The organism is Streptomyces sp. NPDC050164 (genome assembly GCF_044459945.1).
Lineage (GTDB): Bacteria > Actinomycetota > Actinomycetes > Streptomycetales > Streptomycetaceae > Streptomyces > Streptomyces coeruleorubidus_A.
Window position 1 is genome coordinate 92,474 of sequence record NZ_JBITJK010000026.1, and the last position, 23,500, is coordinate 115,973.

Genomic DNA, 23,500 nt, shown 5'->3' on the forward strand with positions numbered 1-23,500 from the left:
GCGCGCCGAAAACGCGGGTCGCCCGGCGATGAAACAACTTTCCCGACGGGCCGTAAGAACGTTTGAGATTCGACCAATCCGCTTCGCCGACCGCTCCGAATGGCGTGTGTCAGGCAAGTTGGCACTGAGGACGGACGGCATGACACCTTTCTCCAGGACCGGTGCGGGACGCAGGAGCATCGCGACCGCGATCTGTGGTGCGCTGGCCGCCGGCGGGCTCGCAGCCGCCGGTGTGACCGCGCTGGAACCTGAGGCGGCCTCCGCCTCCAGTCACCGCGAGGCCCCGCTGATCTCGGGGACCCCGCAGTACGACAACACCGACGTGTACGCGTTCGTCAGCCCGGACAAGCCGGACACGACGACCATCGTCGCGAACTGGATCCCCTTCGAGGAACCCGCCGGCGGGCCGAACTTCTTCACGTTCGCCGAGGACGCCCAGTACGACCTGCGCATCGACAGCGACGGTGACGCGCAGGAAGACCTGCTGTTCCGGTACACGTTCAAGACGCACACGAAGAACGACAAGACGTTCCTGTACAACACGGGTCCGGTCGAGAGCCTCGACGACCCCGACCTCAACATCACGCAGACGTACGACCTCGAACTGATCAAACTGCGCGATCTGAAGGCGGTGTCGAAGACCAAGGTCGCCGACGACGTGCCGGTGGCGCCGTCGAACGTCGGCAAGGCGTCGATGCCGGACTACAACACCCTGCGCAAGCAGGCGATCCACAAGCTCGCCGGGGGCGCCCAGACGTTCGCCGGGCAGGCCGACGACCCGTTCTTCCTGGACCTCAGGGTCTTCGACCTGCTGTACGGCGGGAACCTCTCCGAGGTCGGCAACGACACGCTCAAGGGCTACAACGTCAACACGGTCGCCCTCCAGGTCCCCAACAGCTTCATCACCCAGTCGCACGACCAGCCGGTCGTCGGCATCTGGTCGACGACGCAGCGCAAGAACGCCCAGGGCTACTTCGCGCAGGTCTCGCGCCTCGGCAACCCGCTGGTCAACGAGGTCGTCAACCCGCTGAAGGACAAGGACAAGTTCAACGCGTCCGCGCCGCGGGACGACGCCCAGTTCCTTCAGAACGTCACCAACCCGGAGCTGCCCAAGCTCATCGAGGCGATCTACAAGATCCCGGCGCCCGACGAGCCGCGCAACGACCTGGTCGACGTGTTCCTCAAGGGCGTCAAGGACCTCAACCAGCCGCCGCACGTGACGCCGTCGGAGCAGCTGCGTCTCAACACCTCGATCAAGCCGGCCGCCGAGCCCAAGCGGCTGGGTGTCCTGGACGGTGACAACGCGGGCTTCCCGAACGGCCGGCGGCTGACGGACGACGTGATCGACGCCTCCCTCCAGGTCGTCGAGGGCGAGCTGCTGGGCGCGAAGAACGACCTGGGCGACGCGGTCGACAAGAACGACAAGGACTTCGAGAGGGCCTTCCCGTACGTCGCCCTGCCGACGGAGGGGTCGCGCGGGCCGCTCGCCAAGGGCGTGGAGGGCGGCAACGACGTCCGCAACCAGCTCGGCGACGCGCTCCGGCCGGCCGGCGCCCAGGGCTCGGACGACATGCGCCTGATCGCCGCGTCGGCCGGGGCCGGGGCGGGCGGCATCGTCCTGATCGGCGCGGCCCTCATGTGGTGGCGCCGCATGCGGAACCGGGCGTACTGACCCGCTCCGCTCCCACCGACAGGCGCGGCCCGTTTCCCCACCGTCCCCCACGGCACGGGCCGCGCCGCCCACCCCAGCATCAGCACACCCGACCGAGGAGAGGTCATGCCTCCGCGTACGACGGACAGCGCACCGGAGAGGCGCGACGACGACCAGCCGCACCCCGGCCAGGAGACCGACTCAGAGCCGTCGGTGCTGCGGGGGCAGGGGCGAGCCGGCACGGGCGGTGACGCCGGGGTGGAGGCGGGGCAGGATGAGGGCTCGGCTGCCGAAGCGGGCGACGGGCCGCGCCCGGAGCCAGCCGGCGGGACAGGGGGCGGGCACGACACCGACCCGGTCCCTGGGGCGGTGGGCACGGCAGGTGCGTCCTCCCCCGGCATGAAGGCTCGCGCCGCGCACGGCACCGGCCCCGGTGCCGAGAGCACGCCCGGCACCCACGACCATCCCGGCGCCGAGACCGAACCCGCCGCCGAAGGCAAACCTGACGGGCGCAGCCTTGGCCCTCCTTCCGGGCACGAGGACAACACCGGCGCCGAAAGCGCGCCCCGCTCCCACGCCGACCCCGAGAACGACGCCGGCGTCGACGAACGCGTGGCCGCCGTGCGGCGGGCCGCTGATGGCGGGCGGCGTTGGCGGGCTGCTCATCTGGCAGGCTGTGCCGCGCTGTTGGCCGTCGCGCTGACCGGTGGGGCCATCGCCTTCGGGGGTACGGGGGGCGGCCGTGCGGGGGCCGGTGTCGAGGCCGTGTCCGCCGGTGCGCCGGCAGCCGGCGTGCTGGCCCGGGGGGATCTCGACTCGGGGATCGGGTCCCTGCAGCGGCATCTTCGCACCCAGCCCAGGGACTTCGGCAGCTGGGCCACCCTCGGGATCGCCTACGTCGAACAGGCCCGGACGAACGGCGACCCCTCGCGCTATCCGCAGGCCGAGCGCGCGCTGAAGCGGTCCCTGGAGCTGGACCCCGGCAACGACCAGGCCCTCGCCGGCCGTGCCGCCCTCGCCGCCGCCCGGCACGACTTCACCGGCGCGCTGAAGGAAGCCGACCGGGCCTTGAAGCACAACCCCTACAACGAACGCGCCTTGTGCACGCGTATCGACGCCCTCGTCGAACTCGGCCGGTACGAGGACGCCGCCGAGGCCGCCGGCACCGCCGACGACAGGCGGCCCGGGGTGCCCGTGTTCACGCGGTACGCGTACGTGAAGGAGCTGCGCGGCGACGTCCGTGCGGCGCGTGACGTGCTGGAGCGCGCACTGGAGGCCGCCGACTCGCCCGCCGACATCGCGTACGTCGCCACCTCCCTCGGCCAGCTCGCCTGGAACCAGGGCGAGTACAAGACGGCCCTCGGCCACTACGCCCGTGCCCTCGCCGCCGACGAGGACTACCTCCCCGCCCTGGAGGGCCGCGCCCGCGCCCAGGCCGCGAACGGCGAGCGGACGGCCGCCGTCGAGGCACTGGAACAGGTCGTCGCCCGCTTCCCGCTGCCCGGCCCGCTCGTCGCCCTCGGCGAGCTGTACGAGGACCGCGGTGCCGACGGCGACCGGGCGAAGGCCGGCGACCAGTACGCCCTCGTCGACGCCTGGACGTCCCTCGCCCGCGCGGGCGGTGTCAACGCCGACCTCGACTCGGCCATGGCCGCTGCCGACCACGGCGACAAGAAGGAGGCCCTGCGCGCCGCCCGCGCCGAGTGGAACCGCCGGCACAGCGTGCACACCGCCGACGCCCTCGCCTGGGCCCTGCACGTCAACGGCCGTGACGAGGAGGCCCTGCCCTACGCCCGCCGCGCCACCGCCACCGGCTACCGCAACGCCGGCTTCCTCTACCACCGCGGCATCATCGAACGCGCCACCGGGAACGACCGCGAGGCCCGCGCCCACCTGAAGGCCGCGCTCGACCTGAACCCCGGCTTCTCGCCGCTCGGCGCCCGCGAGGCCCGCACCGCGCTCAAGGACCTGGAGGGGACCCGGTGACCCCGCGCCGCCTGTTCGCGTCCGGCGCCGCCGTCTTCACGGCCGCCTGCGCGCTCACCCTGCTGCCCGCCGGCGCGGCGAGCGCCCACCCGCTGGGCAACTTCACCGTCAACCGCTACGACGGTCTGGTCGCCGCCCCCGGCCAACTCCGGGTCCACCACGTCGAGGACCTCGCCGAGATCCCGGCGACCCAGGCGGGACCCGACATCGAGCGGCTGGGCATCACCCTGTGGGCCCGCGAGCGGTGCGCCGCGGCCGCCGCGGACAGCAGGCTCACCGTCGACGGCCGCGGCACCCCGCTCACCACCGAGCGCAGCCACGCGCGCGTGCGGCCCGGGCAGGCGGGGCTCGACACCCTCCGTGTGGAGTGCGAGCTGACCGCTCCCCTGCCGTCCGGCACGTCGGACGAGGAGACCGTGTCCCTCGGCTTCCGTGGCGCGGGCGCCTCCTCCGGCCCGGGCTGGCGGGAGATCACGGCGCGGGGCGACCGTATGACGCTCTCCGAGTCGGACGTACCGGAGAAGTCGATATCGGCCGAACTGACCCGCTATCCCGAGGAGTTGCTCTCCTCCCCGGCCGACACCGCGGCCGCCGCCCTGCGCGTGCGCCCCGGCGGTGCGGCCCTGGCCGAGGAGGAGTCGGACGCCCCCGCCGCCTCCGTGCTGCCGCGCGGCGCCGACCGCTGGACGCGGGCCCTGGACGACCTGGTCGCCCGGCACGACCTCACCGCGGGCTTCGCCGCGCTGGCCCTGCTCATCGCCGTCGTCCTCGGCGCGATGCACGCGCTCGCCCCGGGCCACGGCAAGACCATCATGGCCGCGACGGCGGCGGCCCGGGGCGGCCAGGCCCGGATGAAGGACGTCCTGCCCATGGCCGCCTCGGTGACGGTCACCCACACCCTGGGCGTGGTCGCCCTGGGCCTCCTGGTCACGGCCGGTTCGGCGGCGGCCCCCTCGGTGATCGCCTGGCTCGGCGTCGCCAGCGGCATCCTGGTGACCCTGGCGGGCGCGAGCCTGGTCCGCCGGGCCCTGCGCAACCGCGCGCACCCCCACCACCACGGCCCCGGAGGCCACACCCACACCCACGACGACGAGAGCCACGGCCACACCCACGCGCACGATCACCATCACGACCACGACCACGACCACGACCACCGCCACCACGACCACCCGCACGACCACACCCGCCCCCACTCCCACCCCCACACGGTCGAGCACACCCACGGCGGATTCACCCACTCCCACCCCGTCGCCCCCACCCTCCGCGGCACGATCCTCATGGGTTTCGCGGGCGGGCTCGTGCCCAGCCCGTCCGCCGTGGTGGTGCTCGTCGGTGCCGCGGCCCTCGGGCAGGCCTGGTTCGGTCTGCTGCTGGTCGTCGCGTACGGCGTCGGGCTCGCGCTCACCCTCACGGCCGCCGGGTACGCCGTCGTCAAGGCGGGCAGCGGCATGACCCGGCTCCTGGACCGCCGTCCCCGCTGGACGGCGGGCCCGATGGCGGCCCTGGTGCGCCGGACCGCGCCGCTCGGCTCGGCCTTCGCCGTGGTGGTACTCGGAGCCGGACTGGTGTTCAAGGGGGCGGCATCCGCGCTGGGCTGAGTTACGTTCGTGAGGAAATCCGACGTCATGGGGAAAACAGACCTCGTGGAGATTTCGCCCGGCTGCGAATGGGGGCGCCGTGTCCGAAGAACCGGGTCATGAGCGTGTGATCGCGGGCCGCTACCGGCTCCTGGCACCGCTCGGCGAGGGCGGTATGGGGACGGTGTGGCGCGCCCGCGACGAGGTGCTGCACCGCGAGGTCGCCGTCAAGGAGGTGCGCGCCCCGGCCGGACTGGGGGGCGACGACGTGCAGCGGATGTACGCCCGGCTGGAGCGGGAGGCGTGGGCGGCGGCCCGGGTCGCCAACCGGAACGTGGTGACGGTGTACGACGTGGCGACGGACGGCGGCCGGCCGTGGATCGTCATGGAACTGGTCCGCGGGCTCTCCCTGGCCGAGGTCCTGGACGCCGAGGGCCCGATGCAGCCGCAGCGTGCCGCGCACATCGGCGCCGAGGTGCTGGCCGCGCTGCGGGCGGCGCACGAGGCCGGGGTGCTGCACCGGGATGTGAAACCGGCCAATGTGCTGATCGCGAACGACGGCCGGATCGTGCTCACCGACTTCGGGATCGCCATGGTCGAGGGCAGCTCCGCTCTGACCATGACCGGGGAGGTCATCGGCTCGCCCGAGTTCCTCGCCCCGGAGCGGGCGCTCGGCCGCACGCCTGGCCCGGAGTCCGACCTGTGGTCACTCGGTGTGCTGCTGTACGCGGCGGTCGAGGGCCACTCCCCGTTCCGTCATGACACCCCGCTGAGCACGCTGCGCGCGATCGTCGACGAGGAGCTGCCGCCGCCGCACCGGGCCGGTCCGCTCGCCCCGGTCATCGAGGGGCTGCTGCGCAAGGATCCCGCGCAGCGGCTGCCGGCCGAGCGGGCCGAGCAGGACATGCGGGTCATCGCCGCGGGCGGCTCGCCGCACGCGGGCACCGTACGGGCGGTGCCGTATCCGCCGACGGTGGCGGCCCGTCACGAGCCCTCTCCCACGCCCCCGATGCCCTTCCCGGGTCAGTCGGCGGCGTCCGGTTCCGGTGCTACGACGACGGCGGCCGGTCAGGACCGCGACCGCCGGGCCGGCCGGGTGCTGGTCGCGGGCGTGGTCGCGCTGGCGCTCGCGGTGGGCGGGCTGACGTACGCGCTGCTGAACCGCGAGGGCGGCGACGGGAACGGCAACCGGGGCGCCGGGGCGAGTACACCCGCCGAGACCAAGGATCCGCCGCGGAACACCGGGAGCGGGAAGTCCAGTCCTTCGCCGACGCCGACGCCGAGCGAGAGCGAGGAGAGCAGTCCGCCGCCGCAGTCGGTGCGGGTCGGCCTGGACGGCACGCGCACGGACTACTCGGGCCCGTGTCCGCCGCCGAGCGCCGAGGCGCCGAGGTTCACGGCGACGTTCACGGTGGGGCGGCTGCCGGCCGAGGTGCGCTACCGCTGGGTGACGCAGGACGGCTCGGTGCTCGACGGGGGCTGGAAGACGCTGTCGTTCCCGGAGGGCGGCGGCCGTACGAAGCAGGACGCGGTGACCGTGACGACGGACGCGGAGAGCGGGACGTTCGAGAACGAGATCGGTGTCGAGGTGCGGGAGCCGGTGCGGACGACGTCCGAGTCGGTGCCGTTCTCGATCACGTGCGAGACGGAGACCCCGACGGGCGGGGCCTCCCCTTCTCCTTCGGACACGGGTTCGGACGGGGGGTCTGACACGGAGTCGGACACGGACTCCGGTTGAGCAGTCAGTCGTTGGCGTTGAGCACGGGCAGATAGCCGCCCGACTGGCCGGGTGCCTTCGGGTGGTACGACTCGCCGATGTTGAGCCAGTTGACGCTGTGCAGCCAGGAGTTGCCGGAGCAGATCTCGTGGCCGGTGAAGGCCGGTCGTACGTCGCCGAAGGTGAAGCCGTGGTTGGCGGCGCGCTTGGCGATGGCGGTGTTGAGGTGGTCGGAGGCGTCGTTGATGGCCTTGCGCTTGGCCTCGGAGAGGCCGAGGCAGGTGGTGTCGAGCTTGTAGAAGCGGGGGTAGCCGAGCACGACGACGTGGGCGTTGGGTGCCTTGGAGCGGATCGCCGAGTACACGCTGTCGAGCTTGCCGGGCAGCGTGGAGTCGACGTACGCCCGCGCGGTGTTGATGCGGGAGATGCAGGCGCTGTCGGACTGGGTCACACAGGTCGTCATGACGTCGGCGAATCCGGCGTCGTTGCCGCCGACGGTGATGGAGACGAGGCCGGTGGCGCTGCTGAGCGGGCCGAGCTGTCCGGACAGAACATCACCCGTTCGGGCGCCGGAGCAGGCCGTGAAGTCGAAGGTCGAGGGTGAGTGGGCGGTGGCCCAGAGGTAGGGGTAGGCCTTCGTGCTGCGCTTGCAGTCGCCGCTGGAGCCGATGTAGCTGCCGGCACCCACTCCGGAGGAGTAGGAGTCACCGAGCGCTGCATAGCCGCCAGTTGCGGCGAGTGAGGACGCCTGCGCCGTGGCTGCCCCGGTGAGGGCGGTGCCGGCGGCGAGGAGGAGCGAGCTCACGAAGACGACAAGTCGGGAACGTCTCATGGAACCTCCCTTAGCAGGATCTCTGCCACAACCGTCGTAGCAGCTACGCGCATTGACAGGAAGTGTCCATGCCAAGCCTTTTCGGCCCTTTCCAGGACGCGCACGGCGCGTTCACCTCACGCCGTGTTACGTACCGGGCACCTCTTGTTACGTGCCCATGACAGATTTGTTGACTAGTGCTCAACTCTCTTGTTCTACACCGGTAGTTGGTCGACGCTTTACTCCGGCCGAGGGTGGAACGCGACGCTCCCGGCCGTGTGCGCGAGCACGCGCACATCCCCCACATGACGCGCGCCCCACCCAGGCGCGCGCCGCCTAGAGGAGGACTCCCTCGTAATGGCACAACTGCGTAGCAAGAGACTCGGGTTCGCCGCGATCACCCTGTCGGCGACCGCCGCCCTCGTGGGCGGCCTCACCGCCCTCCCCGCCCAGGCCGCCGCTCCCGCCGAGGGGCGGGTGCTCGCCGCGGACTCCCCGGCCGCGATCAAGGACAGCTACATCGTCACGCTCAAGAAGAGCGCGGGCCTGAAGGCGTCCTCGGCCGCGGGCAAGGATCTCGTCGAGGAGTACGGCGGGTCCGTGCGCAAGACGTTCGGCAAGGCGCTGAACGGCTACTCCGCCACCCTCTCCGCCACCGAGGCCAGGCGCCTCGCCGCCGACCCGGCGGTGGCCTCGGTCGAGCAGAACCAGCGCGTCCAGCTGTCCGCCACCCAGACCAATGCTCCCTGGGGCCTGGACCGCATCGACCAGACCTCGCTCCCGCTCTCCGGCACCTACACCTACCCGGACAGCGCGGGCACCGGCGTGACGGTCTACGTGATCGACACCGGTGTGCGCATCACCCACCAGCAGATCAGCGGCCGTGCCGCGCACGGTTACGACGCCGTCGACGGCGACAACAACGCCTCCGACGGCAACGGCCACGGCACCCATGTGGCCACCACGATCGCGGGCTCGACCTACGGCGTCGCCAAGAAGGCGAAAATCGTCGGGGTGCGGGTGCTGAACAACAGCGGCTCCGGCACCACGGCCGGTGTGATCGCGGGCGTCGACTGGGTGACGAAGAACCACTCCGGCCCCTCGGTCGCCAACATGTCGCTCGGCGGCGGCGCCTCCGCCGCACTGGACACGGCGGTCCGCAACTCCATAGCCAGCGGCGTCACCTATGCCGTCGCCGCGGGCAACAGCAGCACCACCGCCTCCTCGTCCTCCCCGGCCCGGGTCGCCGAGGCGATCACGGTCGGCGCCACCACCCGCACCGACGCCAAGGCGAGCTACTCCAACTACGGCTCGGCCCTGGACATCTTCGCGCCCGGCTCCTCCATCACGGCCGGCTGGCACACCAGCGACACCGCGACCAACACCATCTCCGGCACCTCGATGGCGGCCCCGCACGTCGCGGGCGCCGCGGCGGTCTACCTGGCGGGCCACACCTCCTCCACCCCGGCCCAGGTCGCCTCGGCCCTGGTCGGCGGCGCCACCACCGGCAAGGTCACCAGCGCGGGTTCGGGCTCTCCGAACCGGCTGCTGAAGCTCGTTCCGTAACCGGCACGGACTACCAGCACCTGAACAACCGTTCCCCGCCAGGCTCGACACGCCTGGCGGGGAACGGTTGTTTCCGTCACCGGAACCTTTCAACTTGCGCCCCACGAAACGCATCCCGCAACGACCAAACCAACAAAAACGTGAGGGGCCGTTCCAGGTCTTGCCATACGGGTTCAATCGTCAATACCGTCGTACATCTCACCCGCATCGGTCCGTCAGTACGCGGCTCTAGGGGAGGGCTCAAGGACCGCGACGAACCGACGCGGGGCGCGGTAGGGGGGTGCCGTGCTCGGTGACCGCAACTGTCTTCGAGCCGTGCCGCGCGGTCGGCTGCCGTTTTTCGCCGTCGGCCAGCTTTGCCAGCTCACCCGGCGTGCCCGAAGCTCCATCTCGGCGTGCCACGGGTGAGAACCCCCCTTTCGAACCGGACTGGAGCCGGACTGCCCTGGGGGGGCGGTCCACCGGACGAGAGGGACCAGACTCATGAGCTCAGTTCTGCAGCCGGCCGCGGCGGAGCAGTATCCGCCGACCGCCGGGAAGTACCGGCCCGTCTCCTCTCACCTGGCCATCGCGCCGCCGGTGAGCGTGGTCATCCCGGCCATGAACGAGGCGGAGAACCTTCCGTACGTCTTCAAGACCCTGCCCGACTGGATCCACGAAGTGGTCCTGGTCGACGGCAACTCCACCGACGACACCGTCCAGGTGGCCCGCGAGCTGTGGCCCGACGTCAAGGTCGTCGAGCAGCGCGGCAAGGGCAAGGGTGACGCCCTGATCACCGGGTTCCAGGCGTGCACCGGCGACATCATCGTGATGGTCGACGCGGACGGCTCGGCGGACGGCAACGAGATCGTGTCGTACGTCTCCGCGCTGGTCTCCGGCGCGGACTTCGCCAAGGGTTCCCGCTTCGCCAACGGCGGCGGCACGGACGACATGACCTTCATCCGCAAGCTCGGCAACTGGGCCCTGTGCACGGTCGTCAACCGCAAGTTCGGCGCCCGCTACACCGACCTGTGCTACGGCTACAACGCGTTCTGGCGGCACTGCCTCGACAAGATCGACCTCGACTGCACCGGCTTCGAGGTCGAGACCCTGATGAACATCCGGGTCGTCAAGGCCGGGCTCAAGGTGCAGGAGATCCCGAGCCACGAGTACCTGCGCATCCACGGCACCAGCAACCTGCGGGCCGTGCGCGACGGGCTGCGCGTGCTCAGGGTGATCCTCCAGGAGCGCTCCAACCGCCGGGCGCTGCGCCGCCGTTCGCCCCAGTCGCCGATGCTCGACTCGGTCCGGGGAGAGGTGTCTTGAGCGGTCCCGGCATCTCCGTCGTGATCTGCGCGTACACCGAGGACCGCTGGGAGGACATCCTCGCGGCGGTCTCCTCGGTGCGGGCGCAGTCACGGCCCGCCCTGGAGACACTGCTGGTCGTCGACCACAACGACACGCTCCGGGAGCGGCTGGCCAAGGAGTACAAGGATTACCAGGAGGACCAGGAGACCTCCGGCGGCGCAGTGGTGCGGGTGCTCGCCAACGCGGGCCCCCGCGGCCTGTCCGCCGGCCGCAACACCGGCATCGCCGCCGCGCGCGGCGAGGTCGTCGCCTTCCTCGACGACGACGCCGTGGCCGAGCGCGACTGGCTGCTGCACTTCGCCGAGGCGTACGCCGACCCGCGCGTGATGGCGGTCGGCGGGCGCACCGAGCCGGTCTGGGCGTCGGGGCGGCGGCCCGGCTGGTTCCCCGAGGAGTTCGACTGGGTGGTGGGCTGCACCTACCGCGGCCTGCCGCCCGGCCGGGTCCGGGTGCGCAACGTGCTCGGCGGCAACGCCTCGTTCCGCCGCAGCGCCTTCGACGCGGCGGGCGGTTTCGCCACCGGCATCGGCCGGGACGGCGACAAACGCCCGCTGGGCTGCGAGGAGACGGAACTGTGCATCCGTCTCAGCCGGGCCCGGCCGGACGCGGTGCTGCTGATCGACGACCGGGCGGTGATCCACCACCGGGTGCCCGAGGCCCGCGAGCACTTCCGCTACTTCCGCACGCGCACGTACGCCGAGGGCCTGTCCAAGGCCCTGGTCGCCCGGAGTGTCGGCGCCGACAAAGGGCTGGAGTCCGAACGCCGGTACGCCACCCGGGTCCTGCCGGCCGGGGTGGCCCGGGGGCTACGGGACGCCCTGCTGGCCCGGCCGGGCGGTGCCGGGCGGGCGGGGGCGATCGTCGCCGGGGTGCTGACGGCAGCGGGCGGATACGTCGTCGGCAGCGTCCGGGCGCGCCGGGGCGGGACCACGTTCTCGGTGCCCGAGTTGTCCGTGCCCGGGGCGGAGGGGGCGGTGCTCCGTGAGTGACGCACGCGTACCGATCCTCATGTACCACGCGGTCGCGACCGATCCGAACGACGCTACCCGCGCCCTGTCCGTCACCCCGGAGGCGTTCGCCGGGCAGATGGCGGTGCTCGCGGACCGGGGTCTCAGCCCCCTCACCACCGCCGAGCTGGCGGCGTGCTGGCGCTCCGGCCGCGCGCTGCCCGAGCGACCGGTCCTCATCACCTTCGACGACGGCTACGAGGGCGTGCACCGGCACGCCCTGCCCGCCCTCGCCAAGCACGGCTTCCCGGCCACCCTGTTCGTCTCGACCGGGTGGATCCAGGGGCCGTACGACACCGGCGGCGGCCTGGACACCATGCTGGACTGGGAGCAGGTCCGCGAGCTCGCGGCGGCGGGCGTCGAGATCGGCGGACACAGCCACAGCCATCCGCAGCTCGACCAGGTCTCCGAGGCCACACTGCGGTTCGAGCTGATCCACTGCAAGGAGATCGTCGCGGACCAACTGGGCACCGTACCGGCCTCGTTCGCCTATCCCTACGGCTACTCCAGCCGCCGGGTCCGGCAGGCGGTGCACGAGACGGGCTACGCCCAGGCACTCGCCGTCGGCAACGGCCTCGCGCGCCGTGCGCAAGGGCCGTACGCCCTGCGGCGCGTGACGGTGCGCCGCAGCACGGGCACCGACGAGTTCGAGCGGATGGTCGAAGGCCGCGCGATCGCCCGTACGTTCGCCCGGGACCGTGCCCTGACCAAGGGGTACGCCATGGTCCGCAGGACACGCCAGGCACGCCGGCTGGCCTCCCGCCTCGGGGCCTGACCAGCACCTGGGAACACGCCGCGTGCACCGGGAAACCGCGTGCACGCGGCGCCCTCGTGCCGGATCATGGCGGCATGTCTGGAAACCCGCACGAGGCGCTGCCGATCCGGCTCAACGTCGACGACTCCGACTCCCCGTCCGATGTCGTCGACGCGCTGTTCCTCGGCCGCTTCGCGACGGGCGAGCAGCCGTACTCCCACGCCGTGAACATCGACCGCGTACGCTCCGGGGCGACGCTGATGCCGCCCGGTGCCCGCGTGCTGCGCGTCGCCCGGGACGACGACCGCAGCGCGACGCTCGCGGAGGGCGACGGCTGGACGCTGCTGATCTCCCGCTGGAACCGGGGCGCCGACGTCACGGTGACGGCGACCAGCGCGGAGCTGGCGAAGAAGGTCCTCGACCAGGCCACGGACGGCGCGGCGGACGAACCCGAACCGCAGCCGGAGAACGTCACGATGGGCTTCTGGTACGTCTCCCCGCGCCGCGGCCCGCACCGCACCACGCGCCAGATCGCGGCGGGCACCTGGGACGAGATCCGGCCCAACTACACGGCGCCGGTGGCGGACGCGATGGACCGCCTGATGAAGACGACCCCCGAGGACATCTCGGGCCGGCTCCTCCTCCTGCACGGCCCGCCGGGCACCGGCAAGACGTCGGCGCTGCGCACCCTCGCCCGCTCCTGGCGGGACTGGTGCCAGGTGGACTGCGTCCTGGACCCCGAGCGGCTGTTCAGTGACGTCGGCTATCTGATGGACATCGCGATCGGCGAGGAGGACGCGGCGGGCAAGGGCCGCTGGCGGCTGCTGCTCCTGGAGGACTGCGACGAGCTGATCCGCGGCGAGGCCAAGCACACGGCGGGCCAGGCGCTGTCGCGGCTGCTGAACCTGACGGACGGACTGCTCGGCCAGGGCCGCAACGTCCTGGTCGGGGTCACGACCAACGAGGACCTGGAGCGCCTGCACCCCGCCGTCGTCCGGCCCGGCCGCTGCCTCGCCCGGATCGAGGTGGGCCCGCTGACCCGCCGGGAGGCGGTGAGCTGGCTGGGCCGCGAGGACGGCGTCGGCAGGGAGGGCGCGACGCTGGCCGAGCTGTACGCGCTGCGCCGGGGCACGTCCCCGACGGCCCTGCCGGAGCCGCGTGGGGACGCCGACGCGGGGCTGTATCTGTAGCGGGGCCACCCGCCGGGTTCGCTCACAACCGTTTCTCACCTCCCTGTCACCAAGGCGTGCGACGGTGTGCGGAGGAGCGACGCCGAGCTCCGCATGGACCAGGGAGGCCTCTGATGGCACACACGGCACCCACCGTCTTCAGCGAACCCACCCACCGCGTCGCGCGGTGGGTCCTGCCCGTCGTCCTCGGTCTCGTCTACGGCAACTGGGTCGCGGTGAACCGGCGTCACGGTGGTCCGATCACCGGACCGGATCTGGCGTGGGGTGTGTGGAGCGGGCTCGCCTTCACAGCCGTCTGCATCGCCGTGGTCCAGGTGACCCGGCGCCTCAGACGCGACCTGCACGCCCTGCACGCCCTGCTCCGGGCCGCCTTCGCCGGCGCCGCACTGGGCTTCCTCTACAGCCAGACCGGCGACGACATCCGTCCTGTGGTCATCACGACGCTGCTGGTCACGGCAGCCATCTTCCTGTTGCTGTTCTACCGCTTCCACACGCGCGCCGACGCGTAGGGGCTCCGGAGGACCAAGGTCGCCACTGCCACCCTCCCAGGGCGTGTGGTGCTTTGATAGGGATATGACCCTGTTCGTCGGCACGTCCGGGTGGCAGTACAAGGACTGGCGGGACGTCCTGTACCCGTCCGGGCTGCCGATGCGACTGTGGCTGGAGGAGTACGCCGGGCACTTCGCCACCGTCGAGATCAACAACGCCTTCTACCGGCTGCCGGCCCGGGAGACGTTCGAGGACTGGCGCGGGCGGGTGCCCGCGGACTTCGTGGTCGCGGTCAAGGCGAGCCGCTATCTGACCCACATCAAGCGGCTGAAGGACCCCGAGGAGCCGGTCGACCGCCTGATGAGCCACGCGGCGGGTCTCGGTGACCGCCTCGGCCCGGTGCTCCTCCAGCTCCCGCCCAACCTGCGCGCCGATCCGGGCCTCCTGGACGCCTGCCTCGCCTGCTTCCCCGCCTCGAGGCGGGTCGCGGTCGAGCCCCGCCACGACTCCTGGTGGACGCCGGAGGTCCGCGCGGTCCTGGAGTCCCGGCACGCGGCCCTGTGCTGGGCCGACGTCCTGGCCCGCCCCGCGACGCCGCTGTGGCGCACGACCGACTGGGGCTACGTCCGCTTCCACCAGGGCCGCGCCCGGCCCTGGCCGCACTACGGCCGCCGCTCCCTGGCCACCTGGCTCGACCGCATCGCCACGACCTGGTCCGACGGCGAGGACGTCTACGCGTACTTCAACAACGACCCGGGTGGTGCGGCGGTGGCGGACGCGATGACGTTCGCGCGGCTGGGGAGATCGGCGGGCCTGGAGATCACACGGACACCCGAGCGTCTGGCGCAGGCAGGCCGAGCAACGCCCTACTCCCCGTAAGACGCCCGCAGGGCATCCCGTACGGCGGCGAGCGCCGCGTCCTCCCCCTGCCCGAGCCTGCGAGCCCGCTCCGCAAACGCCTGGGCGGCGGCCGCCAGCTCCCGGTCCGCCGCCGAGCCGGCGGCGGCCACGAACGTGCCGTGGCGCCCGCGCGTCTCGATCACGCCGTCCGCCTCCAGCGCCCGGTACGCCTTGGCGACCGTGTTCGCGGCGAGCCCCAGCGACTCGGCCAGCCCCCGCACGGTCGGCAGCCGGTATCCCACCGGCAGTTCCCCCGACCGCGCCTGCTCGGAGATCCGCGCCCGCACCTGCTCGTACGGCGGAGCACTGTCGTCGATGTCGATCTTCAAGGTCACAGGCCGATTGTCCCGTACCCGACGGAAAATGGGAGGCACCCGGGCTGCGCCCCCGCGTAACGTGCGCCTCCATGACCGTGATCGTGCGCGACCTGCGACCCGACGTCCGAGCCGACGCCGAGGGGTTCTCCCGGACCCGCCGCCTCGCCCTGCCCTACATGCTGTCCACGCCCGAGTCCGTGGTGCACACCCTGACCCGCGCCCACCCGGACGCCCACTTCGGGCAGCTCGTCGCGGAGGAGGACGGCGAGATCATCGGCACGGCCCAGATCAGCGTCGCCCACGACAGCCCGGAACCCGGCCAGGGCTCCGCCAACATCTACGTACGCCCCGAGCGCAGACACCGCGGCGCCGGTTCGCTCCTGCTGCGCACCGCCGAGGAGCGCTTGGCGGGGCTGGGCGTGCGGAAGCTGTTCGCCTGGGTGCTGGACGAGCCGGACAACCTCGCCTTCGCCGAGCGGCACGGCTTCCGGGCCAGCCGCTCCGCCTACTTCCTGCGCCTGGACCTGGCAGGCGGCACGCTGCCGTTCCGCGAGGACCCGCCGGCCGGCGTCGAGCTGCGCACGGCCGCCGACTTCGCGGACGACCCGCGCCCGTTGTTCGAACTGGACGCCGAGACGGTGTCGGACGAACCGAGCGACATCGATACCGAGTTCACGGACTACGAGGCCTGGCTCGAACAGAACTGGAAGCACCCGCTCCTCAACCGGGACCTGACCACGGTCGCCCTCGTCGACGGCCGCCCCGCCGCCTTCAGCGTGGCGCACACCGACGGCAGCCGCTACGGGACCGCCATGACCGGCACCGCCCGGGCGTTCCGCGGCCGGGGCCTGGCGAAGCTCGCCAAGAACGACTCCCTGCACCGGGCGCGTGCCGCGGGGTACACGGAGGCGTTCACCGGCAACGACACCGGCAACGACACCGGCAACGAGCCGATGATCGCCATCAACAAGTGGTTCGGCTACGAGATCTGCGCGAAGGAAGTGCGCCATGTCCGTGAAATCGGCTGACCTGCCCGGGCAGCTGAACGTCGCGCTCGTCAAGGCGGGCCGTACGAAGATCCGCTACACCGGCGAGCTCCTGACGGACGACGGCACCCGCCTCGCGGTCCGCGCCCCGTGGGCGGGCAGCGGCGTCCGCGACTTCGGCTTCGTCCGCTTCGAGCCCGGGGACGTCTTCACGGAGTACTACTGGCATGACCGCTGGTACGCGGTGAAGGAGGTCCGCTCGGCCACGGGCGCGCTGAAGGGCTGGTACTGCGACATCACCCGCCCCGCCTCGCGCTCCGGCCCGGAGCTGGTCGTGGAGGACCTCGACCTGGACCTGTGGGTCTCCGCGGACGGCACGGACGTACGGCGCCTGGACGAGGACGAGTTCGCAGACAGCGGCCTCAGCGAGACGGACCCCGAGGCAGCGGCCGCCGCGCTCGCCGCACTCGACGAATTGGAGTCACTGGCCCGCGGCGGCGATTTCACCGCGCTCCTGGCCTGAACCCTCCCCGTTCACGCCGTCACGGCCACCACCGCGTACCGCTCGTCCGCCACCTCCCCGCCCCACAGCAGCGGATCGCCGGACAGCCGCTCCACGCTCACCTGCCCGGCGATCGGCGCGAGAAGGCCGGTGAGCCGCTCCGCCGGTATCCCGACCGGCGGCTCGGCCCTCCCCCACACCCCCTCGATCAGCACGAGCCGTCCTCCCGGCCGCAGCAGCCGGGCCCAGTGCCGCAGGGCACGGCCGGGGTCGGGCAGGGCCCACAGGACATGCCGGACGAGCACGGCGTCGAAGCGCCGCTCACCGACCGGCGGTGCCGCCGCGTCACCGATGAGGAACACCGCGTCACGCCCGGCCAGCTTCTGCCGGGCGAACGTCACCATCGCCGGGGAGAGGTCCACGCCCGTCACCCGGTGCCCCTGCTCGGACGCGAGGAGCGACAGACTGCCGGTGCCGCAGCCGAGATCGAGGACGTCACCGGCCCGCCCGGGCAGCCAGGAGCGCAGCCGCGCGGCCCAGGCCCGGCGCACCTCCGGGTCGCGCAGTCCGTGGTCCGGCTCCTCGTCGAAGCCGGCGGCCCGCGCGTCCCAGTCCACGTCGGCGCCGATGTTCGCCGAGGTCGTCACGTCACTGTCGTTCGCCATGTCCCCAAGAGTGACACCCGCCACTGACACTCGAATCGTGACAGCCGCCACTGACAGACCAGGAGCGATGAGGAACTCTCCCCCGAAAGGTCTACCTCCGTGAGAACACGGAACCCGGTAGCCCCTTAAGGAGGCAGCCATGCGCCGTGTGACCGTGCAGAAGCCCCTGAAGAAGTCGGATGTCCGCCGGCTCCGCGAGGAGGTCGACGAGCGCCCCGCCGGGCGCCCGGAGGTCCGCAAGGACATCGCACGCACCTGGTGGCCGGACGCCTGAGCGGCCGGTGCCGATCATGAGACGCACGCGTCAGAGCAGCCGCTTGCGGTAGTGGACGCGGTCGTAGGGCCAGTCCAGTCGCCGCTCCACCAGCTCATAGCCGTACTTCGGATAGATCTCCTGGTTCTCCCACATCAGCGCGTTCGTGTAGAGCCTGACCTCGGGCAGCCCCAGCGCACGCGCCTGCGCGTCCACGAACCGCAGCAGCCGTCGCCCCACTCCCCTGCCGTGCGCGGTGGGGTGGACGGCGATGATGTCGAGGAAGAGATGGTCCTCGAACGCCTCGACCACGACGAGGCCGGTCACGGGATCGCCCGTCACAAACACCTTGCCCGCGGCCACGTTCGCCGCGTGGTCCTCCTCCATGGGCTGCGGCACCCGTCCGATGCGCTCGATGTACGGGCGGAAAGCCGCGTCGATCACGCCCTCGACGACCGGTACGTCGGCGGTGCCGGCCGGCCGGATCTCCTCATCTGCCATGCCGAGACGGTACCTACCTGATGCCAGTGTGAGCACTCCCTCAAGCGGGCCATGAGGATCTCCCTCACCCGCCCTCAACAGGCGATTTCACGGTTCTCAAGGGCTAGCTTCGGATCACCCCACGGGATCCGGCCCACTGAGGCCCGACCCTGTTCCCACGTACCGTTTCGAGGCGTTCCCGCATGCCCGCACGCCGCACGGCAGTCACCGTCACCGCCCTCGGCGCCCTCCCGCTCGCCCTGAGGGCCCGGAGAGTCCCGAGTCGGCCAGGGGCTCGACCTGGCCCCCGCCGACCGGCCGGCGACCAGGGTGCGCAGCGGCTCGCACACCTTCAAGTACCGCGTGACGGCCCCTCACAAGGGCACGTTCAAGGTGTACATCACCAAGCCCGGCTACGCCCCGGCCAAGCCGCTCGCCTGGAACGACCTGGATCTGGAGTGCCCGGCCCCGACGGCCTCCGCTCCCACCAAGGAGCAGATCGAGGCGGATAACGACAAGTCGACGATCGAGCACCACGGGCACGGCGACAACGACCCCAGCACCTCGGCCGAGCCGGCCGCGGCCCCGGAGAACACCGCCCCGAACCGGCCCGAGGCGGCCGAAGCCACTCCCAACCAGCCGAAGGCGGCCGGCGCCACGGGGAGAACCTCGCCGAGACCGGCGGCGACAGCGGCACCGCGTACGTCGCGCTCGGCGGCGCGGCCGCGCTGGCGCTCGGCGCGTCGGCCCTGTTCCTGTCGGCCCGGCGGCGGACGGTGAGCGGCAGTCGCCACGGCCGCTGACCCAGGACTCGGGGCCTGTCCGGCGGCTCAGGCCGGACAGGCCCCGAAGCATTTCCCTACACGTGTCAGCCGAATACACGTGTCAGTCGAACGCCGACGCACACGTGGTGGGCCTGGCCCGAGCCGGGTCGAGGGCGTTGGCCACCTCGTGGAAGGCGATCCGGTCGAACAGCCCGATGGCCACGTGCTCGGACAGGCCGACCGGGCACAGGTCCTGGAGCAGGACGTTGCGCACGTCCGGCCCGCTCAGGTACTGGCTGCGCCACGGCGTGACCACCTCGTCGTACTTGGTGGCGATGACGGTGTAGCGCACGCCTGGCACGGTGTCGCCGCCCGCGTTGAGCCGCTTGAGGAAGTCGGAGCCGGTGACCTGGTCGGCAAGGGCGGGGGTGTTCTTCGCCAACAGGTCGGCGGCGCCCGGGAAGTAGGGCAGCAGCTTGGTGAAGCCGTTCAGGTCGGTGCCGTGGTTGCTGGGCGCGATGCCGACCAGGGCGTTCACCTTGGCGGCTCCGCCGAGGAACCGCAGATACCAGCGGGGCATCATGCCGCCCTGCGAGTGTCCGACGACGTCGGTCTCGGGGGCGCCGGTGGCGGCGAGCACCTTGTCGACGAACTCCTTGAGCTGCCCGGCCGACTTCTCGACGGGTCCGAGGCCGTGGAAGAAGGGGACGCCCTCCAACTGGCCGTAGTCGAGGGAGAAGACGCAGTAGCCGCGGACCTTCAGGTAGGGGGCAAGGCCCAGCCAGTTGTCGACGGAGTTCCCGAGGGTGCCGTGGACGAGGACGACAGGGCGGGGATGGGCGGCGGACGGCTTGCAGGAATAGTCGTTCCAGCCGGAGCTCGGGGCGCCGGCCGCCTGGGCGGAGGTGGCGGGGACGGTGACGGCCGCGGCGGTCAGCAGCAGCGCGGCCAGGGGGCTGAACACTCGTTTCCAGGGCAGCATCGAGTGATCTCCTTGCGGCTCAAGGGAGGTGCGACGGCACGACGCCCTGTGATCCGGATCACGGGATGCTGTTCACTCGTCAAGTTACGAGCGGGTAGTCAAACTTGGAAGTTACGCGTCAGTAAAAACTTCCAGCGATAACCGCCACCGGCGGACTCACGTAACGCCCTTCACCAGGCAGGCCGCACGGGCCCCCGGGGGGCGATCCGCAGCAACTGCTCCCGCAGCAACCGCACTTGCCCCTCCCCCAGCACATCCCCCCACTCCCGCACAGCCTCCGCGGCCACCTCCTCCGCAGCCCGCGTACAGTCCCACCCCCGCCCGGTCAACACGACCAGCCGCGCCCGCGCGTCCTCGGGGTGTGGCCGCCGCTCGGCGTATCCCTTGCGGACCATCTCGTCGACGAGCTGGCTGGCAGCCTGCTTTGTCACCCCGAGGTGGACGGCGAGGTCGGTGACCGTCGCGCCATCCGGGGCGAGCCGGGCAAAGGCGAAGCCGTGCGCGGGCCGCAGCCCCTCGAAGCCGCGCGCGACCACACCCTCGTGGATGCGCTGCGTGAGCCCGCCGGCGACGGCGAGCAGGGCGGCGGACAGGGCCATGGCCTCGGAGTTCTGCACGCATGCATTGAAACACCCTTGACGCGACGGTCAAGCAGCTTGACCATATAGTCAAGCTACTTGACCATATGGAGGCCGTCATGCCCGTCGTCCGCTCGTCCGAAGCCGTCACCCATGAGATCCACGGCGCCCGATTCGTCTCGTACGCCACCCCGCGCAGCGGCAGCAAGGAGCTGTGCGCCTGGCGCGGTGAGATCCCCGCCGGCCTCAAGGCACCCGCGCACACCGTCAGCCGGGAGGAGATCTTCCATCTGCTCGACGGCGAGCTGCTGATCACCCTCGACGGCCGCACCGAGCGGATCGCGGCGGGCGACACGGTGATCGTCAACCCTGGCGCCACCCTGGCCGTCGAGAACCCCACCGACCGGACCGCGTACTCCTGGGTCACCACCTCCGTCGGCCTTGAGGCACGGCTCGCCGACGGCACCCGTATCGTGCCGCCGTGGGCCAACTGACGTCACGCAGAAGGATCTACGCCGCCAGCCCCCCTAGTCCCCCGGGCATCACCGCCCGCGGCCCGAACTTCGCCCGTGCGCGGTCCGCGACCTCCTCGATGCGGCGGACCTTCTCGTCCACGGGGTCGAAGGTCAGCTGGTGGGAGGCCTGGTCGGCGGGGTCGAGCCCCTCGGCGCGCAGGGCGATCGCGCGGACCCGGGCGCGTTGCAGGCCGAGCGCCTCGTACATGGCGTACGCGGCCCTGGTCAGGTCCGGCGAGTGCGCGGTCGGCTCGGTCAGCGTGCGGGTGCGGGTCGTGGCGGAGCGGTCGGCGTAGCGCACGGTGAGGGTGAGCGTGCGGCAGATCTTGTCCAGGGCGCGCAGCCGGGCACCGATCTCCTCGGCGGCCGACAGCAGGGCACGGCGGTGGCGGTCCGGGTCCAGTTCGTCGCGGCCGAAGGGGCGTTCCGTCGCGAGGGAGCGGGAGACGGCGTTCGGTACGACCCGGCCGCGGTCGATGCCGTTCGCCTTCTCGTGCAGCTCGCGGCCGGCCTTCGCACCGACCAGCCGCTGGAGCGTGGACAGCGGCGCCGCGGCGACCCTGCCGAGGGTGTCGAGGCCGTAGTCGCCCAGCGTGCGGGCGGTCGCGGCGCCCACGCCGGGCAGCGCGGCGACGGGTTTGTCCGCGAGGAACTCCGCGATGGCGCCCTGCTCCTGGGGCACCGCGCACGTCACCCCGGGCACGGCGTCGCGCAGCGCCACGCGGGCCAGCATCGGCCCGGGCCCGGCACCGATCACGCAGTCGACCCCGTACAGCGCGAGCGAGCGCACCCGGATCACCGAGGCCAATTCGACGGCGTCCCGCCCGAAGTACCGCTCGGCGCCCCGCAGGTCTGCCAGCGCCCCGTCCGGTGGCAGGGCCTGGACGACGGGGGTGAACTCCTCGAGCATCCCGAGCAGTCGGGGCAGGTCGGCCTCGCGCGTCGGAGGCAGCTGGAAACGTACGCAGAGGATGGTCATCCCGCACTCCCCGGACTCTGGTGCCACAACTTTCTTCCCACCGCGGGCCCTTCGCCCGCGGGACGCAGATCGGCCCAGGGGTGCATCTCGTACCCCGTGGGCATGCGGATCTTGCGCTGCTCCGCCGGATCCTGGGCCGCGGAGCCCGCCGGCGCGGGCGCTCCCTCCGAGCCGGCCAGCCGGGCCGCGACTCCCTCCAGCCCCTCCTCCTGCCGCACCTCCAGCAGCGCCGCGAGGTTCCAGGCAACGGCGCCCACCACGCTCAGGCTGCGCGGGCCGCGCCGCTGCACCACCCCGCGCACCAGCAGCAGCCAGGAGTGGAAGACGGTGTGGGCGCAGGCGTCGTGGGAGTCGTCGAAGAAGGCGAGGTCGACCAGGCCCGTGCCGTCATCCAGGGTGGAGAAGATGACCCGCTTGCCGGACCGGATCGGCGGCGTCTGGGTGGCCGCCTTGGCACCCGCGACCAGCACCGTCTCCCCGTGCCGGGCCTCGCGCAGCCGACGCGCGGACACCACGCCCAGCTCGTCGAGGAATGCCCGGTGATCGTCCATCAGATTGCGCGAGGCGTCCATGGACAGCACGCCCAGCTCGGCACTGAGCCGCTCCGACGAGGTGAGGTCGGGCAGCCCGGCCGGGGCCGTCTTCCGCCCGCCGGCCAACGGGAGCTGGCCACCCCCCGCGCCCCGCGCGCCCCGGTGCAGCTCGGTCAGATGCAGTTGCAGATCACGGCGGTTGGCGCCGAACGCGTCCAGCGCTCCCACCTGCGCGAGCCGCTGGGCCAGCGGACGACTGGGCCGGCCCCGCTCCCAGAAGTCGACCAGCGAGGCGTACGGCTGCCCCTGCTCGATCCGCGCCGCCTCGGCCTCACTGATGCCGTGCACATCGGAGAGCGCCAGCCGCAGCCCCCATTTACCGGACACCAGTTCGATACGGTGTGCGAAGCCCGACGCGTTCACGTCCAACGGCAGCACCGGCACCCCGCGCCGCCGCGCGTCCGCCAGCAGCAGCCGCTTCGGATACATCCCGGGGTCGTGCGTGAGCAACCCCGCGTAGAAGGCGGCCGGGTGATGCGCTTTCAGCCACGCCGACTGGTACGTCGGCACGGCGAAGGCGACCGCGTGGGCCTTGCAGAAGCCGTACGACCCGAAGGCCTCGACGATCTCCCAGGTCCGCTGGATCGTTTCCGCGTCATATCCGTTCGCCGCCGCGTGCTGCGCGAACCACACCTTGATCCGCCCCTGCGACTCCGGATCCGACAACCCGCGCCGCACCCGGTCGGCCTCACCGCGCCCGCAGCCGGTCATGATGCCGACGATGTCGATGACCTGCTCGTGGAAGACGACGACCCCGTACGTCTCCTTCAGCGGCTCCTCCAGATCCGGGTGCGGATAGCGGATCGGCGCCCGCCCGTGCCGCGCCTCGATGAACGGCCGCACCATGTCGGCGGCGACCGGTTGTTTCCGCTTAGCTGTCGTGTCTCTTAG

Annotated in this window: 22 protein-coding genes and 2 pseudogenes; 16 read left to right on the plus strand and 8 right to left on the minus strand. The window is 72.0% G+C overall.

Translation table 11 applies throughout. The features are described from left to right. The first annotated feature begins 139 nt into the window (after positions 1–139). The 4 genes from ACIBNA_RS29240 to ACIBNA_RS29255 all read left to right on the plus strand — a co-directional run bounded on the left by ACIBNA_RS29240 (position 140) and on the right by ACIBNA_RS29255 (position 6,952). Positions 140–1,672 (plus strand): DUF4331 domain-containing protein, encoded by a 1,533-nt coding sequence (locus tag ACIBNA_RS29240; protein ID WP_399168170.1) that lies wholly within the window; start codon positions 140–142, stop codon positions 1,670–1,672. A gap of 105 nt (positions 1,673–1,777) precedes the next feature. After that, positions 1,778–3,637, plus strand: coding sequence for a tetratricopeptide repeat protein (locus tag ACIBNA_RS29245; protein WP_399168172.1), 1,860 nt, complete (start codon positions 1,778–1,780; stop codon positions 3,635–3,637). Next, the gene (locus ACIBNA_RS29250; protein ID WP_399168173.1) at positions 3,634–5,235 is read left to right on the plus strand and encodes a nickel transporter; all 1,602 of its coding nucleotides are present in this window, start codon (positions 3,634–3,636) and stop codon (positions 5,233–5,235) included. The genes ACIBNA_RS29245 and ACIBNA_RS29250 overlap by 4 nt, the downstream gene beginning before the upstream one ends. A gap of 79 nt (positions 5,236–5,314) precedes the next feature. Beyond that, complete coding sequence (locus tag ACIBNA_RS29255; RefSeq protein WP_399168174.1) at positions 5,315–6,952, plus strand: serine/threonine-protein kinase; 1,638 nt, start codon at positions 5,315–5,317, stop codon at positions 6,950–6,952. A gap of 4 nt (positions 6,953–6,956) precedes the next feature. Here ACIBNA_RS29255 and ACIBNA_RS29260 read toward each other — a convergent pair whose 3' ends face one another. Next, positions 6,957–7,763, minus strand: a complete 807-nt coding sequence (locus ACIBNA_RS29260) for an SGNH/GDSL hydrolase family protein (RefSeq protein ID WP_399168175.1) — start codon at positions 7,761–7,763, stop codon at positions 6,957–6,959. A 336-nt stretch (positions 7,764–8,099) separates the two neighbouring features. Here ACIBNA_RS29260 and ACIBNA_RS29265 point away from each other — a divergent pair, with 336 nt between their 5' ends. The 7 genes from ACIBNA_RS29265 to ACIBNA_RS29295 all read left to right on the plus strand — a co-directional run bounded on the left by ACIBNA_RS29265 (position 8,100) and on the right by ACIBNA_RS29295 (position 14,974). Continuing rightward, positions 8,100–9,308 (plus strand): S8 family peptidase, encoded by a 1,209-nt coding sequence (locus ACIBNA_RS29265; protein ID WP_399168176.1) that lies wholly within the window; start codon positions 8,100–8,102, stop codon positions 9,306–9,308. A gap of 483 nt (positions 9,309–9,791) precedes the next feature. Beyond that, positions 9,792–10,613, plus strand: a complete 822-nt coding sequence (locus ACIBNA_RS29270) for a glycosyltransferase family 2 protein (protein WP_399168177.1) — start codon at positions 9,792–9,794, stop codon at positions 10,611–10,613. Further along, entirely contained in the window at positions 10,610–11,644 is a 1,035-nt protein-coding gene (locus ACIBNA_RS29275; protein WP_399168178.1) for a glycosyltransferase family 2 protein, read from the plus strand. The genes ACIBNA_RS29270 and ACIBNA_RS29275 overlap by 4 nt, the downstream gene beginning before the upstream one ends. Beyond that, positions 11,637–12,437, plus strand: a complete 801-nt coding sequence (locus ACIBNA_RS29280) for a polysaccharide deacetylase family protein (RefSeq protein ID WP_399168179.1) — start codon at positions 11,637–11,639, stop codon at positions 12,435–12,437. The genes ACIBNA_RS29275 and ACIBNA_RS29280 overlap by 8 nt, the downstream gene beginning before the upstream one ends. A 74-nt stretch (positions 12,438–12,511) precedes the next feature. Then, positions 12,512–13,606, plus strand: a complete 1,095-nt coding sequence (locus ACIBNA_RS29285) for a DUF5925 domain-containing protein (RefSeq protein ID WP_399168180.1) — start codon at positions 12,512–12,514, stop codon at positions 13,604–13,606. A gap of 113 nt (positions 13,607–13,719) precedes the next feature. Continuing rightward, positions 13,720–14,115, plus strand: coding sequence for a hypothetical protein (locus tag ACIBNA_RS29290; RefSeq protein WP_399168181.1), 396 nt, complete (start codon positions 13,720–13,722; stop codon positions 14,113–14,115). A gap of 64 nt (positions 14,116–14,179) precedes the next feature. Continuing rightward, a complete protein-coding gene (locus tag ACIBNA_RS29295; protein WP_399168182.1) occupies positions 14,180–14,974 on the plus strand; it encodes a DUF72 domain-containing protein in 795 nt (264 codons plus the stop codon). Here ACIBNA_RS29295 and ACIBNA_RS29300 read toward each other — a convergent pair. Further along, complete coding sequence (locus ACIBNA_RS29300; protein ID WP_399168183.1) at positions 14,962–15,330, minus strand: GntR family transcriptional regulator; 369 nt, start codon at positions 15,328–15,330, stop codon at positions 14,962–14,964. The genes ACIBNA_RS29295 and ACIBNA_RS29300 overlap by 13 nt on opposite strands. Positions 15,331–15,401: 71 nt before the next feature. Between ACIBNA_RS29300 and ACIBNA_RS29305 the strand changes: the two genes are divergently transcribed. Further along, positions 15,402–16,340: a GNAT family N-acetyltransferase gene (locus tag ACIBNA_RS29305; RefSeq protein ID WP_399168184.1), complete on the plus strand. Its 939-nt coding sequence runs from the start codon at positions 15,402–15,404 to the stop codon at positions 16,338–16,340. Further along, entirely contained in the window at positions 16,321–16,821 is a 501-nt protein-coding gene (locus tag ACIBNA_RS29310; protein ID WP_399168185.1) for a DUF402 domain-containing protein, read from the plus strand. The genes ACIBNA_RS29305 and ACIBNA_RS29310 overlap by 20 nt, the downstream gene beginning before the upstream one ends. A gap of 11 nt (positions 16,822–16,832) precedes the next feature. Here the strand turns inward: ACIBNA_RS29310 and ACIBNA_RS29315 are convergent, their stop codons facing one another. Next, positions 16,833–17,465: a class I SAM-dependent methyltransferase gene (locus ACIBNA_RS29315; RefSeq protein ID WP_399168186.1), complete on the minus strand. Its 633-nt coding sequence runs from the start codon at positions 17,463–17,465 to the stop codon at positions 16,833–16,835. A 139-nt stretch (positions 17,466–17,604) separates the two neighbouring features. Between ACIBNA_RS29315 and ACIBNA_RS29320 the strand changes: the two genes are divergently transcribed. Further along, complete coding sequence (locus ACIBNA_RS29320) at positions 17,605–17,739, plus strand: hypothetical protein (protein WP_399168187.1); 135 nt, start codon at positions 17,605–17,607, stop codon at positions 17,737–17,739. Between the two features lie 30 nt (positions 17,740–17,769). On the opposite strand, the gene ACIBNA_RS29325 is transcribed toward ACIBNA_RS29320, so the two are convergent. Next, complete coding sequence (locus ACIBNA_RS29325; protein WP_399168188.1) at positions 17,770–18,219, minus strand: GNAT family N-acetyltransferase; 450 nt, start codon at positions 18,217–18,219, stop codon at positions 17,770–17,772. A 267-nt stretch (positions 18,220–18,486) separates the two neighbouring features. On the opposite strand from ACIBNA_RS29325, the pseudogene ACIBNA_RS29330 reads away from it, so the two are divergent. After that, a pseudogene (locus ACIBNA_RS29330) lies at positions 18,487–19,001 on the plus strand (lytic polysaccharide monooxygenase); the annotation flags it as partial. A gap of 82 nt (positions 19,002–19,083) precedes the next feature. Here ACIBNA_RS29330 and ACIBNA_RS29335 read toward each other — a convergent pair. Further along, on the minus strand, positions 19,084–19,944 hold the full coding sequence (locus ACIBNA_RS29335; protein WP_399168190.1) for an esterase/lipase family protein: 861 nt from the start codon (positions 19,942–19,944) through the stop codon (positions 19,084–19,086). Positions 19,945–20,114: 170 nt separating this feature from the next. Further along, positions 20,115–20,561, minus strand: coding sequence for a MarR family winged helix-turn-helix transcriptional regulator (locus tag ACIBNA_RS29340; protein ID WP_399168191.1), 447 nt, complete (start codon positions 20,559–20,561; stop codon positions 20,115–20,117). Positions 20,562–20,641: 80 nt separating this feature from the next. Between ACIBNA_RS29340 and ACIBNA_RS29345 the strand changes: the two genes are divergently transcribed. Continuing rightward, on the plus strand, positions 20,642–21,016 hold the full coding sequence (locus ACIBNA_RS29345) for a cupin domain-containing protein (protein ID WP_399168193.1): 375 nt from the start codon (positions 20,642–20,644) through the stop codon (positions 21,014–21,016). Positions 21,017–21,032: 16 nt separating this feature from the next. On the opposite strand, the gene ACIBNA_RS29350 is transcribed toward ACIBNA_RS29345, so the two are convergent. Then, positions 21,033–22,016, minus strand: a complete 984-nt coding sequence (locus tag ACIBNA_RS29350) for a DNA polymerase thumb domain-containing protein (protein WP_399168194.1) — start codon at positions 22,014–22,016, stop codon at positions 21,033–21,035. Then, a pseudogene (locus ACIBNA_RS29355) lies at positions 22,013–23,479 on the minus strand (OB-fold nucleic acid binding domain-containing protein); the annotation flags it as partial. The gene ACIBNA_RS29350 and the pseudogene ACIBNA_RS29355, both read right to left, overlap by 4 nt. Positions 23,480–23,500 lie beyond the last annotated feature (21 nt).

Excerpts from the sequence above, each read along its gene's own strand:
- ACIBNA_RS29270 (WP_399168177.1), top strand. The coding sequence starts at position 9,792 with ATGAGCTCAGTTCTGCAGCCGGCCGCGGCGGAGCAGTATCCGCCGACC.
- ACIBNA_RS29315 (WP_399168186.1), bottom strand. The coding sequence starts at position 17,465 with ATGGCGAACGACAGTGACGTGACGACCTCGGCGAACATCGGCGCCGAC.
- ACIBNA_RS29285 (WP_399168180.1), top strand. The coding sequence starts at position 12,512 with ATGTCTGGAAACCCGCACGAGGCGCTGCCGATCCGGCTCAACGTCGAC.
- ACIBNA_RS29335 (WP_399168190.1), bottom strand. The coding sequence starts at position 19,944 with ATGCTGCCCTGGAAACGAGTGTTCAGCCCCCTGGCCGCGCTGCTGCTG.
- ACIBNA_RS29240 (WP_399168170.1), top strand. The coding sequence starts at position 140 with ATGACACCTTTCTCCAGGACCGGTGCGGGACGCAGGAGCATCGCGACC.
- ACIBNA_RS29310 (WP_399168185.1), top strand. The coding sequence starts at position 16,321 with ATGTCCGTGAAATCGGCTGACCTGCCCGGGCAGCTGAACGTCGCGCTC.
- ACIBNA_RS29345 (WP_399168193.1), top strand. The coding sequence starts at position 20,642 with ATGCCCGTCGTCCGCTCGTCCGAAGCCGTCACCCATGAGATCCACGGC.
- ACIBNA_RS29305 (WP_399168184.1), top strand. The coding sequence starts at position 15,402 with ATGACCGTGATCGTGCGCGACCTGCGACCCGACGTCCGAGCCGACGCC.
- ACIBNA_RS29320 (WP_399168187.1), top strand. The coding sequence starts at position 17,605 with ATGCGCCGTGTGACCGTGCAGAAGCCCCTGAAGAAGTCGGATGTCCGC.
- ACIBNA_RS29295 (WP_399168182.1), top strand. The coding sequence starts at position 14,180 with ATGACCCTGTTCGTCGGCACGTCCGGGTGGCAGTACAAGGACTGGCGG.
- ACIBNA_RS29245 (WP_399168172.1), top strand. The coding sequence starts at position 1,778 with ATGCCTCCGCGTACGACGGACAGCGCACCGGAGAGGCGCGACGACGAC.
- ACIBNA_RS29325 (WP_399168188.1), bottom strand. The coding sequence starts at position 18,219 with ATGGCAGATGAGGAGATCCGGCCGGCCGGCACCGCCGACGTACCGGTC.
- ACIBNA_RS29290 (WP_399168181.1), top strand. The coding sequence starts at position 13,720 with ATGGCACACACGGCACCCACCGTCTTCAGCGAACCCACCCACCGCGTC.
- ACIBNA_RS29265 (WP_399168176.1), top strand. The coding sequence starts at position 8,100 with ATGGCACAACTGCGTAGCAAGAGACTCGGGTTCGCCGCGATCACCCTG.
- ACIBNA_RS29260 (WP_399168175.1), bottom strand. The coding sequence starts at position 7,763 with ATGAGACGTTCCCGACTTGTCGTCTTCGTGAGCTCGCTCCTCCTCGCC.
- ACIBNA_RS29350 (WP_399168194.1), bottom strand. The coding sequence starts at position 22,016 with ATGACCATCCTCTGCGTACGTTTCCAGCTGCCTCCGACGCGCGAGGCC.